At 64.8% G+C, this 14,490-nt stretch carries 17 protein-coding genes; 4 read left to right on the top strand and 13 right to left on the bottom strand.

The features are described from left to right. Positions 1-8: 8 nt before the first annotated feature. The 6 genes from PSV26_RS15185 to PSV26_RS15160 form a co-directional block, all read right to left on the bottom strand. Complete coding sequence (locus tag PSV26_RS15185) at positions 9-335, bottom strand: hotdog domain-containing protein (protein WP_300571902.1); 327 nt, start codon at positions 333-335, stop codon at positions 9-11. Further along, positions 325-1,704 (bottom strand): AMP-binding protein, encoded by a 1,380-nt coding sequence (locus tag PSV26_RS15180; protein WP_300516038.1) that lies wholly within the window; start codon positions 1,702-1,704, stop codon positions 325-327. Before PSV26_RS15180 ends, PSV26_RS15185 begins: the two co-directional genes overlap by 11 nt. Positions 1,705-1,752: 48 nt before the next feature. Beyond that, positions 1,753-2,412 carry a hypothetical protein gene (locus PSV26_RS15175; RefSeq protein ID WP_300571900.1) on the bottom strand — a complete coding sequence of 220 codons (660 nt, stop codon included), beginning with the start codon at positions 2,410-2,412 and terminating at the stop codon, positions 1,753-1,755. An 8-nt stretch (positions 2,413-2,420) separates the two neighbouring features. Then, positions 2,421-2,735 carry a phosphopantetheine-binding protein gene (locus tag PSV26_RS15170; protein ID WP_300516032.1) on the bottom strand — a complete coding sequence of 105 codons (315 nt, stop codon included), beginning with the start codon at positions 2,733-2,735 and terminating at the stop codon, positions 2,421-2,423. 184 nt (positions 2,736-2,919) lie between these two features. Beyond that, positions 2,920-3,867, bottom strand: a complete 948-nt coding sequence (locus tag PSV26_RS15165) for an inositol monophosphatase family protein (RefSeq protein ID WP_300516029.1) — start codon at positions 3,865-3,867, stop codon at positions 2,920-2,922. Between the two features lie 122 nt (positions 3,868-3,989). After that, entirely contained in the window at positions 3,990-4,277 is a 288-nt protein-coding gene (locus tag PSV26_RS15160; protein WP_300571898.1) for a DUF1330 domain-containing protein, read from the bottom strand. A gap of 111 nt (positions 4,278-4,388) precedes the next feature. On the opposite strand from PSV26_RS15160, the gene PSV26_RS15155 reads away from it, so the two are divergent. From PSV26_RS15155 to cysE, 3 genes are read left to right on the top strand one after another with little or no spacing between them, the layout of a single operon-like run. After that, positions 4,389-5,249: a LysR substrate-binding domain-containing protein gene (locus PSV26_RS15155; RefSeq protein ID WP_300571897.1), complete on the top strand. Its 861-nt coding sequence runs from the start codon at positions 4,389-4,391 to the stop codon at positions 5,247-5,249. Positions 5,250-5,263: 14 nt separating this feature from the next. Beyond that, positions 5,264-6,181, top strand: a complete 918-nt coding sequence (locus tag PSV26_RS15150; RefSeq protein ID WP_300571895.1) for an RNA methyltransferase — start codon at positions 5,264-5,266, stop codon at positions 6,179-6,181. Between the two features lie 9 nt (positions 6,182-6,190). Further along, entirely contained in the window at positions 6,191-6,967 is a 777-nt protein-coding gene (cysE, locus tag PSV26_RS15145; protein ID WP_300571893.1) for a serine O-acetyltransferase, read from the top strand. 656 nt (positions 6,968-7,623) lie between these two features. Here the strand turns inward: cysE and mog are convergent. Together mog and yjgA are read right to left on the bottom strand one after the other, a co-directional pair. After that, positions 7,624-8,214 carry a molybdopterin adenylyltransferase gene (gene mog / locus PSV26_RS15140; RefSeq protein ID WP_300571891.1) on the bottom strand — a complete coding sequence of 197 codons (591 nt, stop codon included), beginning with the start codon at positions 8,212-8,214 and terminating at the stop codon, positions 7,624-7,626. 2 nt (positions 8,215-8,216) lie between these two features. Continuing rightward, on the bottom strand, positions 8,217-8,804 hold the full coding sequence (gene yjgA, locus PSV26_RS15135; protein WP_300518355.1) for a ribosome biogenesis factor YjgA: 588 nt from the start codon (positions 8,802-8,804) through the stop codon (positions 8,217-8,219). Positions 8,805-8,829: 25 nt separating this feature from the next. Here yjgA and pmbA point away from each other — a divergent pair, with 25 nt between their 5' ends. Next, entirely contained in the window at positions 8,830-10,242 is a 1,413-nt protein-coding gene (gene pmbA, locus PSV26_RS15130) for a metalloprotease PmbA (protein ID WP_300571889.1), read from the top strand. A gap of 111 nt (positions 10,243-10,353) precedes the next feature. Here the strand turns inward: pmbA and PSV26_RS15125 are convergent, their stop codons facing one another. From PSV26_RS15125 to ybiB, 5 genes are all read right to left on the bottom strand, one after another. Next, the gene (locus PSV26_RS15125) at positions 10,354-10,800 is read right to left on the bottom strand and encodes a GatB/YqeY domain-containing protein (protein WP_300518359.1); all 447 of its coding nucleotides are present in this window, start codon (positions 10,798-10,800) and stop codon (positions 10,354-10,356) included. Positions 10,801-10,885: 85 nt separating this feature from the next. Further along, positions 10,886-11,098, bottom strand: a complete 213-nt coding sequence (rpsU, locus tag PSV26_RS15120) for a 30S ribosomal protein S21 (protein ID WP_007872347.1) — start codon at positions 11,096-11,098, stop codon at positions 10,886-10,888. Positions 11,099-11,384: 286 nt separating this feature from the next. Next, entirely contained in the window at positions 11,385-12,644 is a 1,260-nt protein-coding gene (locus PSV26_RS15115; protein ID WP_300571888.1) for an NAD(P)/FAD-dependent oxidoreductase, read from the bottom strand. Positions 12,645-12,754: 110 nt separating this feature from the next. Then, a complete protein-coding gene (cobA, locus tag PSV26_RS15110; RefSeq protein ID WP_300571886.1) occupies positions 12,755-13,546 on the bottom strand; it encodes a uroporphyrinogen-III C-methyltransferase in 792 nt (263 codons plus the stop codon). Continuing rightward, a complete protein-coding gene (ybiB, locus tag PSV26_RS15105; RefSeq protein ID WP_300571884.1) occupies positions 13,543-14,448 on the bottom strand; it encodes a DNA-binding protein YbiB in 906 nt (301 codons plus the stop codon). Before ybiB ends, cobA begins: the two co-directional genes overlap by 4 nt. Positions 14,449-14,490: the final 42 nt, after the last annotated feature.

Raw genomic sequence — 14,490 nt, 5'->3', positions numbered from 1 at the left:
TGCCTGGCTCACGGGACGCTTTGGAAGACAAAGGTGCCGGTGGCCACCGGCCGACCAATGCCGGAAATGTCAAAACGGGTGTGACCCGCAGCAGTGGGTGTGCAGACAATTGTCAGTGGTTCACCGGGCAGCACCGGGCTGAGAAATTTGGCCGAGGCAATCTGGCAGTGCACCGCACGGCCCCGATCTTCCCCCGCGCTTTGGCGGGCCTGCACAGCGGCGTGCAAGGCAGCATCGAGCAGCAGAACGCCCGGCACCATCGGCCGACCCGGGAAATGCCCGGCAAAAGCGGGATGACCGGCGGCAAAACAGACCGTCGTGGGTTCACTCTGCACGGGGCGCGCCTTCCTGGGCAGTGGCACCCTGGTGGAAGCGAGCCAGTCCCGCGAGAACGTCGCGCGGCAGTTTGCCGGTGGCATTGCGTGGCAGGGCGTCGAGCAGGACCAGTGGCCGCGGCAGGAAGATGGCGTCGATTCGTTCCTTCAGTGCGGCCTGCACGGCGGCGGCCGTCATGCCCGGGGCCACAACAAACGCGATCAGACGCACCACGGCCTCGTGGCCGCTGTCGTCGGGCATGAAAAACGCCCCATCGAGCACGCCGGGGATGCTGTTGAGGTGATGGTTCAGGTAGGCCAGCGAGTTGCGCTTGCCGGCGATATTGACCAGGTCCTCGAGACGACCGTGCAGCAGAAAGTGGCGGTTGTCGATGGTCTGCAGCACATCGTTGAGCGGCACCACCTGTTCGACATGGCCGCCGCAGGCCCACATGCGGTCATCGTGCGGTGTCAGGGTCACCAGCGGAAACAGCTCCCACTCGGCGGTTTGCGCGGTCCGCCGCGATGCGATCTGGCCGGTTTCGGTGGATCCGTAAATCTCGAACAGCGGAGCATCAAAACGGGCTTCGCAGCTCTGCGCAAGTTGCGGAGCCATGGGCGCCGTGGCCGACACCACCTGATCGAGCGCGGGCAGCTCGATGTTGGAGGCCAGCAGCACGCGCAGATGCACGGGGGTGCTGACCAGCATGCGCGGGCGGGGCACCGCCTTGACGGCACTGACGATGTCTGCCGGGTAGAACGGCTGGCCGGCGTGCAATGCCCCGCCGCTTTGCATGGGCAGCAGGACCGTCGACTCGAAGCCGAACATGTGCTGCGGGGGCACCGTGCCGATGACGTTGCAGGGGGCTGCATCGTCCAGGCCCAGCCGCAGTGCCTCGCCGCGCGCGCCGCGCACCAGCGAGCCCCAGGTCTTGCGGTGTGGCAGCGGCTGGCCCGTCGAGCCCGAGGTGAACACGTCCGCGACGACCTGTTCGCCATGGAGCAGGGGGATGTCGCAGGGCGCTTCAGGGTCCGCCTGCGACGGTCCGCCGGCAAATGCATCCTGGTAGGCAAAGCCGGGCAGGTCGATGCCGTGGGGTGCATCCGCCAGGCAGAACACGTCGGGCGCCAGGCTGAGAAGCTGACGCATCATCTGCGGCGTGTGGGTAGGCGGCAGCAGGGTGATTTTCTGCGTCAGCAAGGCGGCGCCCAGGCCCACCGCGAAATGGTAGCGGTCGCTGCAGGCGTTGAGCATGTGTTGGCCCGGCGGCAGCGACGCGGCCAGGTGTTTCACATCGCCCAGGTACTGGCGGACCGTGATGACTTCCCCGTAGCGCCAGGCCAGGATGTCGTCACCACGGTTGTGGCTGATGAGCGCGTAGGTGGTCATGGACGAGGACTTGGGCAGGCAAAGACTTTGCGGAAGCGCGACGGCCGGTCAGGACGAGGGCGGCAGCCCGCCCGCGCTGGCTTGCCGGTAGGCGCGGATCGCCTCCAGGGGACCGGACCGGTCGGACGGGGCCAGCAGCACCAGGCGCGCGGCGTATTCGGCAGTAAACATCACGACGAGCAGTGGCAGGTTCAGCAGGTTGGCAAACGCCGACCAGACGCTGACCGGTGCGAGCCAGAACAGCAGCAGCGACAGAGTGGTCATGACGGCGAAATACAGGGTCCAGGCCCAGGTGACCTGCCGGGTGTAACGGGCCAGGGCGGGCGACAGGCTGCCGTGGATGATGGCGGCAAACCGCGACACCATGGGTTGCTGGCCGGCGCGCAGGGTACGCGCAAAAGCCAGGCCCAGCAGGGCCTGCATGCCGGCATGCTGCAGCAAAAACACCCAGTTGTAATGCAACACGAGCCAGCCGCTCATGGCATAAAGCAGGGCGCACCCGGCCAGGCACAGCAGCAGCATCCGGGGGCGCTGCGGCGAGCGCCAGGCGAGCACCAGGGCCAGCGCGATCAGTGGCGCAATGGCCACCGCCGCGTCGAGCAGGTCGGGGTGAGGGTCGGCTGACGCCAGGTGCGCCAGCACCGGGTAGGCGGCGCAGACAGCGGCAATGGCTGCCCAGCGGACGCCGCGCAGCACTTTTGCCGTCAAGCCGGGTTTCACTTCGTTCTTTGCAGCGCGATGTGGTCGCTCAGGCTGCGCAGCGACTGGAAGATGGCGGTGTTGTCCTCATGGTCCGCGCGCAGCTGCAGGCCATAACGCTTGGACAGGACCAGCGCGATTTCCAGGATGTCGATCGAGTCGAGCCCCAGGCCCTCGCCATACAGTGGCTCATCGGGCAGGATGTCCGCGGCGGCGGTTTCCAGATTCAGGGAAGTGACCACCAGTTCGGCCACTTCACGCATCAGTGCAGCATCGGCTGCAGGCGCCGCTGAGGGTTGGAGGGAGGATTCTGGCATCGTGGTTGTAGACATGGATTTTCAGGGTGTCGGGGCGTTGCGCCGGTGCTGCCAACCCCCGCGGTTCAGTGATGTTTTGATGGTAACTGACATTGTTTTTCACACGCTACGCCGCTGTAGGCGGCCGCCCCTGGAGTGTGTCAGACCGAAACGAAACAAGACGTAAAAGTGCCCCGGAAGCGGGGGTGGCCGGACCGGTTCAGCCCGCCTCGCTGTCGCCGGATTTGACCGCCCGCGGGGCGCGGGGCACCGACAGGGTCTGGGTGGGCGCTGCGGCCTCGGCCGGCAGGGCGGCATCGAGCACCGCCTGGCGTACGCTGGCCTTGTCGCCGGCGCCTGCAAATTTGCTGTACTTGCCAAGCGTGGTCACCAGCTGGCCGTAAATGCGGGGGTTGCCGGCCACGCATTCTCCGTGGTCCATGAAGTCGGATTCGCCGGTGAAGTTGCCGATCAGGCCACCGGCTTCGGTGACCAGCAGCGAGCCGGCCGCCACGTCCCAGGGCTGCAGGCCGCTTTCAAAAAAACCGTCGCTGAAACCGGCGGCCACATAGGCCAGGTCCAGGGCGGCTGCGCCCGGGCGGCGCACGCCGGCGCACTGGCTCATGACTTCGCCGAGCATGTGGAGGTAGGGCTTGAGTTTGTCGCCCGGGCGGTAAGGGAAGCCGGTGGAAATCAGGCATTCCTGCAGGCGGGTGCGTTTGGCCACGCGGATGCGGCGGTCGTTCATGTAGGCGCCGCGGCCCTTGGTCGCGCAAAAGATGTCGTTGCGGGAGGGATCGTAAACCACCGCCTGCTCGATCTTGCCCTTGACGCTGAGCGCAATGCTGACGCAGTAGACGGGAAATCCGTGAATGAAGTTGGTGGTGCCGTCCAGGGGGTCGATGATCCAGACAAAATCCGAGTCTTTCGCACCGTGTTCGTTGCCCGACTCCTCTGCCAGGATGCCGTGGCCGGGATACGCGGTGAGCAGGGTTTCGATGATGGCGGCTTCTGCAGCATGGTCGACTTCGGTGACGAAGTCGTTGGTCTGCTTGGCGGAAACACGGACCGATTCCACGTCAAGCGCAGCACGGTTGATGATGGCGCCGGCGGCGCGCGCAGCCTTGATGGCCACGTTGAGCATGGGGTGTAGATTGGGGGACGACATGATTTGTAGGGAAGAGCGGGATAAACCGGCGCCGGCGATGCGGGCGGCGGGCAATCCCGGTATTTTCCCATAAACGGGACGCGGGCTGGGGATGTCCCGGCCGGTAGCCGCGCCCCGTGACGCTAGGCGCCTTCCGCGATGATGAAATCCGTGTCGGCGTGCTGTTGGCGTATGGCCCTGGCCTGCTGGTACTCGGCGCTTTGGTAGCAGGCTTGGGCGGTTGCCATGTCGGCAAATTCCACGACGACATTGCGTTCACGGGCGCTGCCTTCCATGCATTCAAAAGGCCCTCCGCGCACCAGAAAGCGGGCGCCGAATTTTTCGAACGCGGGCCGCGCCGCCGTCAGGTAGGCGGGATATTCCGCGGGGTTGCGTACCGAAACCCGGACGATCCAGTAAGCCTTGGCCATGTGTGTTTCCTTGAAAATGGAAGTGGGAGGGGATGAAGCAGTGGACGATAGCAGTGATAATTGATCCTGAAAAATGAATAATTGAGATAATTTTCATCTTCAGGAGAGATGATGGAACTCAGTGATCTGCTGATCTTTCGCGCGGTTGTGGAAGCCGGAGGCGTCACGCGTGCGGCCGAGCGCCTGCACCGGGTGCAGTCCAATGTCACCACGCGGATTCGCCAGCTGGAGGAAAAGCTCGGTGCCACACTCTTTATCCGCGAGGGCAAGCGGCTGCATCTTTCGCCCGCTGGCCAGATCCTGCTGGACTATGCGAAGCGCCTGCAGGCGCTGGCGGACGAGGCGCGCGATGCGGTGCGTGATGGACGGCCCCGCGGGGCGCTGGTGCTGGGCGCCATGGAGAGCACCTCTGCCGTGCGCTTGCCCGGTCCCCTGAGCGACTTTGTGCAGCAGCATCCCGAGGTCTGTCTGACGCTCAAAACAGGCAACCCGCAACAACTGGCCGCGGCGGTGCTGGGCGGTGACATGGATGCGGCGCTGGTGACCGGACGCATCGTCGATGGGCCTTTTGAACGCGAACCCATCTACACGGAGGAGCTGGTCATCGTGGCCAGGGCCGGTCATCCGCGGATCGGTTCGAAAAAGAACATGCCGCCGCGCGCCATCGTCGCGTTTGAAAAAGGCTGTCCGCACCGTGCCCGCCTTGAGCAGTGGTACACCGAAAGAAACAGCATGCCGGTCCAGACCATCGAGATCACCTCCTACCATGCCATGCTGGGCTGTGTGGTGGTGGGGATGGGTATCTCGCTGGTACCGCGCAGTGTGCTGGCGACCTTTCCTGAGCGCGACCGGCTGAGCGTGCACGCGTTGCCGCGGGGCAGCGACTGCGCGCAAACCGACCTGATCTGGCGCAAAGGGGCCATGTCGCCGAAGATTCAGGCCCTGATCAGGCTCCTGAAGCCACCGGCGTAAGACAATACAGCCCCATGCATACCCGATTTGTCCTGATCAACACCAGCCACGCCGGCAACGTCGGCGCCGCCGCGCGTGCCATGAAAGTCATGGGCTTCGGCGACCTGGTGCTGGTGGCGCCGCGCTGGGACAATGTGCTCAGGCGCGAGGAAACCATCCAGCGTTCCAGCGGGGCGCTGGACGTGCTGAAGAATGCCCGCATCGTCGCCACGCTGGACGAGGCGCTGGATGGCATGACCCATTTGTGCGCCACAGCCATGACCCCGCGCGACTTCGGCCCGCCCACACGGTCGCCGCGCGAGCACTTTGCGGCCCTGCTGGGCGGTACCGGATCGCTATCAATTCAGGAGCTGGCTGCGCCCGGCGATAGAGGGCTGGAGGCCGATTTGGCTGCAAAACCAGAAGGCCTGGCCTTTTTGTTCGGCTCCGAGCGTTTTGGCATGCAGAACGAAGACGTCTACCGCTGCCATGTGGCACTGAGCATTCCGACCGACCCGAACTTCGGCTCCCTCAACCTTGCCGCGGCGGTGCAGCTGATTGCCTATGACTGGCGTGAGGCGCTGGGCGGCTTTGGCGTGCACGCGGCCGCGCCCGAACCCCGGCTGGCCGATGCCGCCGCCGTGGCCGGCATGCTGGGGCACTGGGAGCAGGCGCTGGCCGACATCGGTTTTCTGGACCCGGCCTCACCGAAAAAACTGATGCCGCGGTTGAACCAGCTGTTCAACCGCGCGCAGCTGAGCCCTGAGGAGATCCACATCCTGCGCGGTATCGCCAAGGCCATGTCGCAAAAAGCCTTGCCGGCTGCGGTCGCGCCGGAGCGCAGGGCCGCCCCAAGCGAGGCGAGCCCCCTCGGGGGGCAGCGAAGTACAGGCACTGACGAGCGTGGGGGCTCTGAAAACAGCGCGCCAGCAGAGACGAGCGTCAAGCCATAAACTCGCAGCATGTTCTCCAGACTCCGCTCCGACATCCAGTGCATTCTTGAGCGCGACCCGGCCGCGCGCAGCGGCTGGGAAGTGCTGACCTGTTACCCCGGCCTGCACGCGATCATTTTTCACCGGGGCGCGCACTGGTGCTGGACCCACGAGCTCAAATGGCTGGGGCGTTTCATCTCGCAGATCGCGCGCTGGCTGACCGGCATTGAAATCCACCCCGGAGCCGTCATCGGCGAGCGCGTGTTTTTCGACCATGCGATGGGGGTGGTGGTTGGGGAAACCGCGGAGATTGGCGACGGCTGCACGATTTACCAGGGCGTGACCCTGGGCGGCACCTCGCTCTACAAGGGCGAAAAGCGCCACCCGACCCTGGGCAAAAACGTGGTGGTGAGCGCCGGCGCCAAGGTGCTGGGCGGTTTTCTGGTCGGCGACGGCGCCAAGATCGGCAGCAACGCGGTGGTGATCAAGCCGGTGCCCGCGGGCGCGACGGCGGTCGGCATTCCGGCGCGCATCATTCCTTCCAAAACCGGCGAGAGCGCCGATGTGACGACGGCGCAGAACAAGTTCTCGGCTTACGGCATCACGCTGGAAGACGACCCGGTGTCGCAGGCCATGAAGGGCCTGATCGACAACGCTTCCTCGCAGGAGCACCAGATTGCGCTGCTCTGGCAGGCGATCGAGAAGCTGTCCGAGAGCGGCCGGGCGCACCGGGACTGCGTGCCGGACGATGCGGCGTTGCAGGAGACCTTTGAGGCTGAGAAACTGAACCAGTTGATGGGGAAGTAGGGGGCAGTTCCCGGTTCTGTCATCCCGGACTTGATTCGGGATCCATGGCCGATGGCCTCCACCGTTTGGGCTGAGCCTGGCCTGTCCTGGGCTTGTCGAAGGGTCGAAGCCTTTGCAAGCTTGCGCTTCGGTGGGTCTTCCAGCAAGCCGGGTCTCGCCCCGGCGGGCGAGGCACTTTGTCTTTGCTTCGCCAAAGAAAAGTACCCAAAAGAAAGGCGACCCGATGGTCTGGGTCCCTTCGCTTCGCTACGGGCAACCTCCGGTGCTCGGTAAAAGCGGGGTCTCGCTCGAACTCGCCTTCGGCTCAGACAATCGCGAGCCCTGATCCGCTTTTGCCTGCGCTCCTCGGCCCAGCCCGACGGGTTAGGGATAGAAAACCAATGCGGGGAAGAGATCCGGAGTGCAGGAAGCGCGCAGCGCTTCCTGCACGGGAATCCCAATAGACAGTCATGTTTGCACGCGAGTGCAGCACACGCGGCCAGATGAGGCTCCCTTCTCTCGCCCAGCGGGGCGAGGGAAGGGCGGGGGGTTGGGAGTGGGGAGTTATGCCTACTGTCCGGGACAAGCCGCAGAAGCAGCGTGATGCAAATAATGCTATCAAATTAATAGCTGCCTGCGCTTTCCAGCCTTGGGCGGGAGGCTGATTTGATGCTGAATCAGGCGGAAGTCGCCCGAATCGCCGATTTCGGCCGGAACGCCTTGCAGACCGCCTCGTCGGTTTCCAGGTAGGGCCCGCCAATCAGGTCGATGCAATACGGCACGGCGGCAAAAATGCCGGCGACCGCTTGCGAACCGTCGGCGTTTTTCAGGCCTTCAAGGGTTTCGGCAATTGCCTTGGGCTGGCCGGGCAGGTTCAGGATCAGGCTCTGGCCGCGGATCACGGCGACCTGGCGCGACAGGATGGCGGTGGGCACGAACTTCAGGCTGATCTGGCGCATCTGCTCGCCAAACCCCGGCATCTGCTTGTGCGCCACGGCCAGCGTCGCTTCCGGCGTCACGTCGCGCAGGGCCGGACCGGTGCCGCCGGTGGTCAGCACCAGCGCGCAGCCGGCATCGACCAGCTCGATCAGGGTGGCGCTGATTCTCGCCTGTTCATCGGGAATCAGGCGCTCGATAAATTCAACCGGATTGCGCAGTGCGCGGCCCAGCCAATCTTTCAGCGCGGGCAGGCCCTTGTCTTCATAGACGCCGCTGGACGCCCGGTCGCTGACCGAGACAATACCGATTTTCACTGCGTCGTGGGCCATGGTCAGGGGGCCTCCGGCGCCAGCGTTTGCCGCACCAGCTGGAAAATTTCGCGGTAGGACTTGCCGTGGCGCGGCGCTTCGCCCGGTTTTTCGGGCTTGGCGTCCTTGCGGGCCTGGCGCACCAGCGCGCGCAGCTGCTGCGAATCGGTGTCCGGGTGTTCTGCCAGCCAGTCGCCCAGCGCATCGTCGGAGGCGATCAGCCTGTCGCGCCACTGCTCGGCCAGGTGCAGCGCCAGCGTGAGTTGCGCGGAGCCGTTTTTCTGCTCGTCAATCGCGGCGCGAATCGGTTCGGTGTCGAGCGGGCGCATCAGCTTGCCGATGAACTGCATTTGCCGGCGTTTGCCCTCGAAGTTGGTGATTTTTTTGGCCTGGGCGATGGCGTCGATCAGTTTGTCGGGCAGGTCCAGCCGGGCCATCAGGTCGGCACGCAGGGTGAGCAGGGCTTCGCCGAGGGCCTGTTTTTCGTCGGCTTCGGCCTTGAGCTGGGTCTTGCTGGGCGGGCCCACTTCTTCCAGCGCAATTTCTTCGGGTTTCACGAAGCGGCCGTGGGACCAGTAGCCCTTGATAGCCTTGGGAGTCTTGTTGTTCATAGCAGTCAGTATCATAGCTACCCATATGACCCTCAAGACTTCCAAGACCTCCTCCGGCGCCAAACAGGCGGCCCGGCTCTCGCCCCAACCTGAAAAGGGCTTCAGTTACCACCGTGATTTTTTCGAGGAACTGGTGGACAGCGCCCTCGCGCACGCCAAAAAGATCGGTGCCACCGATGCCGCCGCCGAGGCTTCCGAAGGCTGCGGTCTGAGCGTCAGCGTGCGCAAGGGTGAACTCGAAAACGTCGAGCGCAACCGCGACAAGTCGCTCGGCATCACGGTGTATGTGGGCCAGAAACGCGGCAACGCTTCGACCAGCGACTTTTCCAAGGCAGCGATCGAGCAGACCGTGAAAGCGGCCTACGACATCGCGCGTTTCACCGCCGAAGACAAAACCTCCGGCCTGCCGGCCGATCGCGACATCGCACGCGTGCACCCCGAGCTGGACCTGTTCCACCCCTGGGCCATCGACTCGGAAGGCGCGGCGCGCCTGGCGCTGCAATGCGAGGCGGCTGCGCTGGGCACCAGCAAGCGCATCACCAACAGCGAGGGAGCGGGGGTGTCGGCCCAACAAAGCCATTTTTTCAGCGCGCATACACGCGGTTTCCGTGGTGGGTATGCCAGCTCGCGCCACAGCATTTCCGTCGCGCCGATCGCGGGCAAGGGCAGCCAGATGCAGCGGGATGCCTGGTACAGCTCCATGCGCGACGCCAGCGAACTGGCCAGCCCCGAGGCGGTCGGCCGCTACGCCGCCGAACGCGCGCTGGCGCGCCTGAACAGCCGCAAGATCAAGACCGTGCAGTGCCCGGTGCTGTTCGAGTCACCGCTGGCCGCGGGCCTGCTGGGTGGTTTTGTGCAGGCCGTCAGCGGCGGTGCGCTGTACCGCAAGAGCACGTTTTTGCTGAACAGCCTGGGCAAGCCGGCTTTTCCCGCCCACATCGACATCAGCGAAGACCCGCACCTGCGCAAGGGCAAGGGCAGTGCGCCGTTTGACGACGAAGGCGTGAAAACGCGTGCACGCAAGGTGGTTGAGGCCGGCATTGTGCGCGGCTACTTCCTGAGCACCTACTCGGCGCGCAAACTCGGCATGCGCACCACAGGCAATGCCGGCGGCTCGCACAACCTGGTGCTGAGCAGCCGCCAGACGGCCGCTGGTGACGACCTCGACGCCATGCTGAAGAAGCTGGGCACGGGCCTGTTCGTCACCGAACTGATGGGCCAGGGCGTCAATTACGTGACGGGTGACTACTCGCGCGGCGCTTCGGGTTTCTGGGTCGAGAAAGGGCAGATCGCCTTTCCGGTGGAAGAAATCACGATAGCCGGCAACCTCAAGGACATGCTGATGGGCATCCAGGCGGTGGGCGCCGATGTCTACAACTATGGGGCCAAGAGTGTCGGTTCGATTCTCATCAACCGGATGAAGGTCGCCGGATCCTGACGGACGACGTTTTAAGTCAAGCAGGGGCCGCGGAACCGGCTTTGCCGGGCCGCAGGCGCAGCGGCCCCCTCTGGGGGGAGCTACACGCAGTGAGCGACCCTGGGGGCTTAATTAGCCCGCGAGAGCAGCCTTGACCGCCGCCGAGACCTGGCCCATGTCGGCCTTGCCGGCGAGTCTGGCTTTCACCGCACCCATGACCTTGCCCATGTCGCCGGGGCCGCTGGCGCCCAGTTCCGTGACGATGGCCTTGACCTCCGCCGCGACCTCTTCGGCGCTCAGGCGGGCCGGCAGGTAGGCCTGCAGCACGACCAGTTCGGCGGCTTCCTTGTCGGCCAGGTCCTTGCGTTCGGCTTTCTGGAAGGCCTCGATCGAGTCCTTGCGCTGCTTGATCAGCTTGTCGACGATGGCGACCACGGCGGCATCGTCGAGCACCACGCGTTCGTCAACCTCTTTTTGCTTGAGGGCGGCCAACAGCAGGCGAATCGTGCCCAGGCGCTCGCTGTCCTTGGCGCGCATGGCGGTTTTCATGTCTTCGGTGATCTGGTCTTTGAGGGACATGGGTTTCTCCAACAGTAAAAAAGTAAAAAGCCCGCTGGAGCGTCCTTCAGCGGGCTTGGTGAGGTGCCGGAAGGCGTGTACTGGTTTAGTACAGCTTCTTGGGCAACTGCATGGAGCGGATGCGTTTGTAGTTGCGCTTGACAGCAGCAGCTTTTTTACGCTTGCGTTCGGCGGTAGGCTTTTCGTAGAACTCGCGCGCGCGCAGGTCGGTCAGCAGACCGAGTTTTTCGATGGTGCGCTTGAAACGGCGCAGAGCCACGTCGAAGGGCTCATTGTCTTTTACACGAATAGTCGTCATTGATGAAGTGATCCAAAATTTTGCGCCCTTAGTGATCTGATCAGAATCAGGCCGGACGCGGGTTTGCTAGCAAAGCCTTGGATTATATACCAGCCCCCACGCTTGTCACTACGTGTACTGCGCTGCCCCCCGAGGGGGCCGCTGCGCCTGCGGGCCGGCGAAGCCGGACCCGCGGCCCCTGCTTGAATTAATGAGTTCCATCCAGCTTCACTCTGGTATTTATCAGCGGGGGCCGAGGCCTGGCTTTGCCGGGCCTCAGGCGCCGCCCCCTTGAGGGGGGAACAGGCTACACGAAGTGAGCCTGGACGGGGGTGTTCAATGCCATCGCGCAGGCATGGGCACTCGCCCAGGCCCACTGGAAGTTGTAACCGCCGAGCCAGCCGGTCACGTCCACCACCTCCCCGATGAAATACAGACCGGGTTGCTTCGATTCCATTGTCTGGGACGACAAATCCCGGGTATCGACGCCGCCCAGCGTCACTTCGGCTTTTTTGTAACCTTCAGTGCCCGTCGGGGTCAATTGCCAGTCGGCCAGGCGGTCGGCCAGGGTGGCCAGGGCCTTGTCGGTGGCCTCGCTGACGGGTTTTTGCCAGGCCGGGTCGCGGCTGGCCCAGGCGTCGGCCAGGCGGCTGGGTACCAGGGTGGCCAGCTCATTGGCGATCAGCTTTTTCGAGCTGGCCTTGGCACGCAGCAGCAGGGTGGGCAGGTCCACGCCGGGCGCGAGGTTGATGCGCACTGGCTGGCCTTCGCGCCAGAAGCTGGAGATCTGCAGCACGGCCGGCCCGCTCAGGCCGCGGTGGGTGAAGAGCAGGTCTTCGGCGAAGACCACGGCTTTTTTCCGCTGTTTGGGCGTCGCGTCGGGCGCGCCGGTTTCGATCAGCACCGGCAGCGCCAGACCGGCCAGCTGGGCATAGGGCGCCCAAGCCTCGCCGTCGAAGGTCAGCGGCACCAGCGCGGCGCGCGGCTCGACCAGGCGCAGGCCGAACTGTTTCGCGATGCGGTAGCCGAAATCGGTTGCGCCTATCTTGGGAATCGACAGACCGCCGGTGGCGATGACGACTTGCGGCGCTTCGATCGTGCCCCGGTCGCTCTCGATCTGATAGCTGCCCGCGCCCGCGCCGTCAGCGCTCGAGGCATATTTGATGCTTGAAACCCGGCAGGGCTGCCAGCGCGTGACGCCACCTGCGTCGCACTCGGCCAGCAGCATCTGGATGATGTCTTCGGCCGAGTTGTCGCAGAACAGCTGGCCCTTGTGTTTTTCATGGAAGGCGATGCCGTGGCGCTGCAGCAGGGCGATGAAGTCCTGCGGCGTGTAGCGCGACAGGGCGGAACGGCAGAAATGGGGGTTTTCGCCGACGAAGTTGGCGGGGGTGACGTCGCGGTTGGTGAAGTTGCAGCGGCCGCCGCCGGAGATGCGGATTTTCTCCGCCACCTTCTCGCTGTGGTCCAGCAGCAGCACCTTGAGGCCGCGCTGGCCGGCCAACCCGGCGCAGAACAGCCCGGCGGCGCCGGCGCCTACCACTACCACGTCAAATTTATGGGTCAAATCGGCCTCCAGCCCAATAGGGACGGGCGCAAGCAGCTATGAAAGATGTAGCACTCTGGCCCGACCGGGACACCGGAGTGTAGCCGGGCCTTCCCGGGCGCCCGTGAGGTTCAGGCGGCGCGAAATTGGGCGGGAAGCTCCGCCGCTGCGGCCACGCCGCTAATCACATCGCCGACGACGATGACCGAGGGGCTGGCCAGGCCGGACTCGCCGAGCGCTGTGGCCAGCTGGCCCAGGGTGGTGGTGATGTGACGCTGCGTGGGCAACGAGGCGTTCTGGATCACCGCCACGGGGGTGGTGGCCGGCAGGCCGGTCAGCAATTCGTTCTGAATGCGGCCGGCGCCGCTGACACCCATGTAGATCACCAGCGTGAGTTTGGCCTTGCAGGCGGTGTCTGCCAGCGCGCGCCAGTCCGTGCCTTCGTCGCCCGGTTTCGCGTGGCCGGTGACAAACACCACGCCGTGCGCATGCCGGCGGTGCGTCAGCGGCACACCCAGGGAGCTCACCGCGGCCAGGCCGGCGGTGATGCCGTTGACGACCGTGACCGCGATGCCGGCGGCCTGCAGGTGTTCGACCTCTTCGCCGCCGCGGCCGAAGATGAAAGGGTCGCCGCCTTTGAGCCGCACCACGTTTTCGCCTTCGCGCACGGCCATGATCATCAGCTTTTCGATGAACTCCTGCGGCGTGGACTTGCAGCCACCGCGTTTGCCGACATGCACGATGCGCGCACCCGGCCGCGCATAGGCGACGATCTCGTCGCTGACCAGGTCGTCGACCAGCAGCACGGTGGCGGCCTGGATCGCCTTGAGCGCCTTGAGCGTGAGCAGTTCCGGGTCGCCCGGGCCTGCGCCGACCAGGGTGCACTGGCCGCTTGAAGAGAGGTTGTTTGGGCTGCTTGTCATAGTTGACGGGTCAAATGCAAGATATGTTCCACCTGCCGCGTGATCGATGCCGGCACGGCGTGGGAGCCGGACATCACCGCGCGGATATAGGCGGCGGTGCTGTCGCTGTCGATGGCGTTGGGCAAGTCCGGCACGCTGGCCAGCGTGCCGGGCTGCGCTTCCTGCAGCAGGGTGCGTTTCCCGGCGATGAAAGCCTCCATCTGCGGCGTGCGGCGCGCATCGGCCACGACCTCGCCTTCGGTGCCGCGCAGCAGCAGCGCATTGGCTTCGATGAGTTCAAAGGTCTGGCCCATGGAAATCGCGTATTCGGGATGCGTGTAGCTGCTGACCACCAGCGCCTTGCCCAGGCAGGGGTTCATGATCTTGACCAGGCTGTGCGCCGGGTTGCGCAGGCCGACGGCGCGACGTACATCGAGCAGGCGCTTGAGCCCGGGGCAAAGCAGTTCCGTCGGTGCAAAAACGACCTCGCCATCCGCTATGGTTTTTATAGCTGTCAGCGCAGGTATGTCAAGGGCTGCAAGCACATTTGATGTAAAGACCCGGCTGGACTCCGTGGCCGTGCCGTGGACCAGCACCGGCAGGCCCTCGCGCGCCAGCAGCAGCGCCAGCAGCGGCGTCAGCACCGGCAGCTTGCGCGCGCCGTTGTAGCTGGGCAGCACCACCACCGGCCGCTCGCTGGCGGGGAAACGCAACATGCGCTGGTAAGTGGCGTCGAGAAAACCGGCCATTTCTTCCGGTGTTTCGCCCTTGATGCGCATGGCCAGGCAAAAGCCGCCGATCTCGAGGTCGGTCACCGTGCCGTCGAGCACCTGGCCGAACAGGTCGGCCGCCTGCGCACGCGTGATCGGCTTGGCGCCGTCTTTGCCGCGGCCTATGACCTTGATGTACTGGGCGATGGACATGCGTGATTGTCGGCGAAGGCAGATAACCTGCCGTTATGAGCT

This window comes from Polaromonas sp. (genome assembly GCF_029945685.1).
Classification (GTDB): Bacteria; Pseudomonadota; Gammaproteobacteria; order Burkholderiales; family Burkholderiaceae_C; genus Polaromonas.
This window is presented reverse-complemented; position numbering and strand designations above follow the sequence as displayed.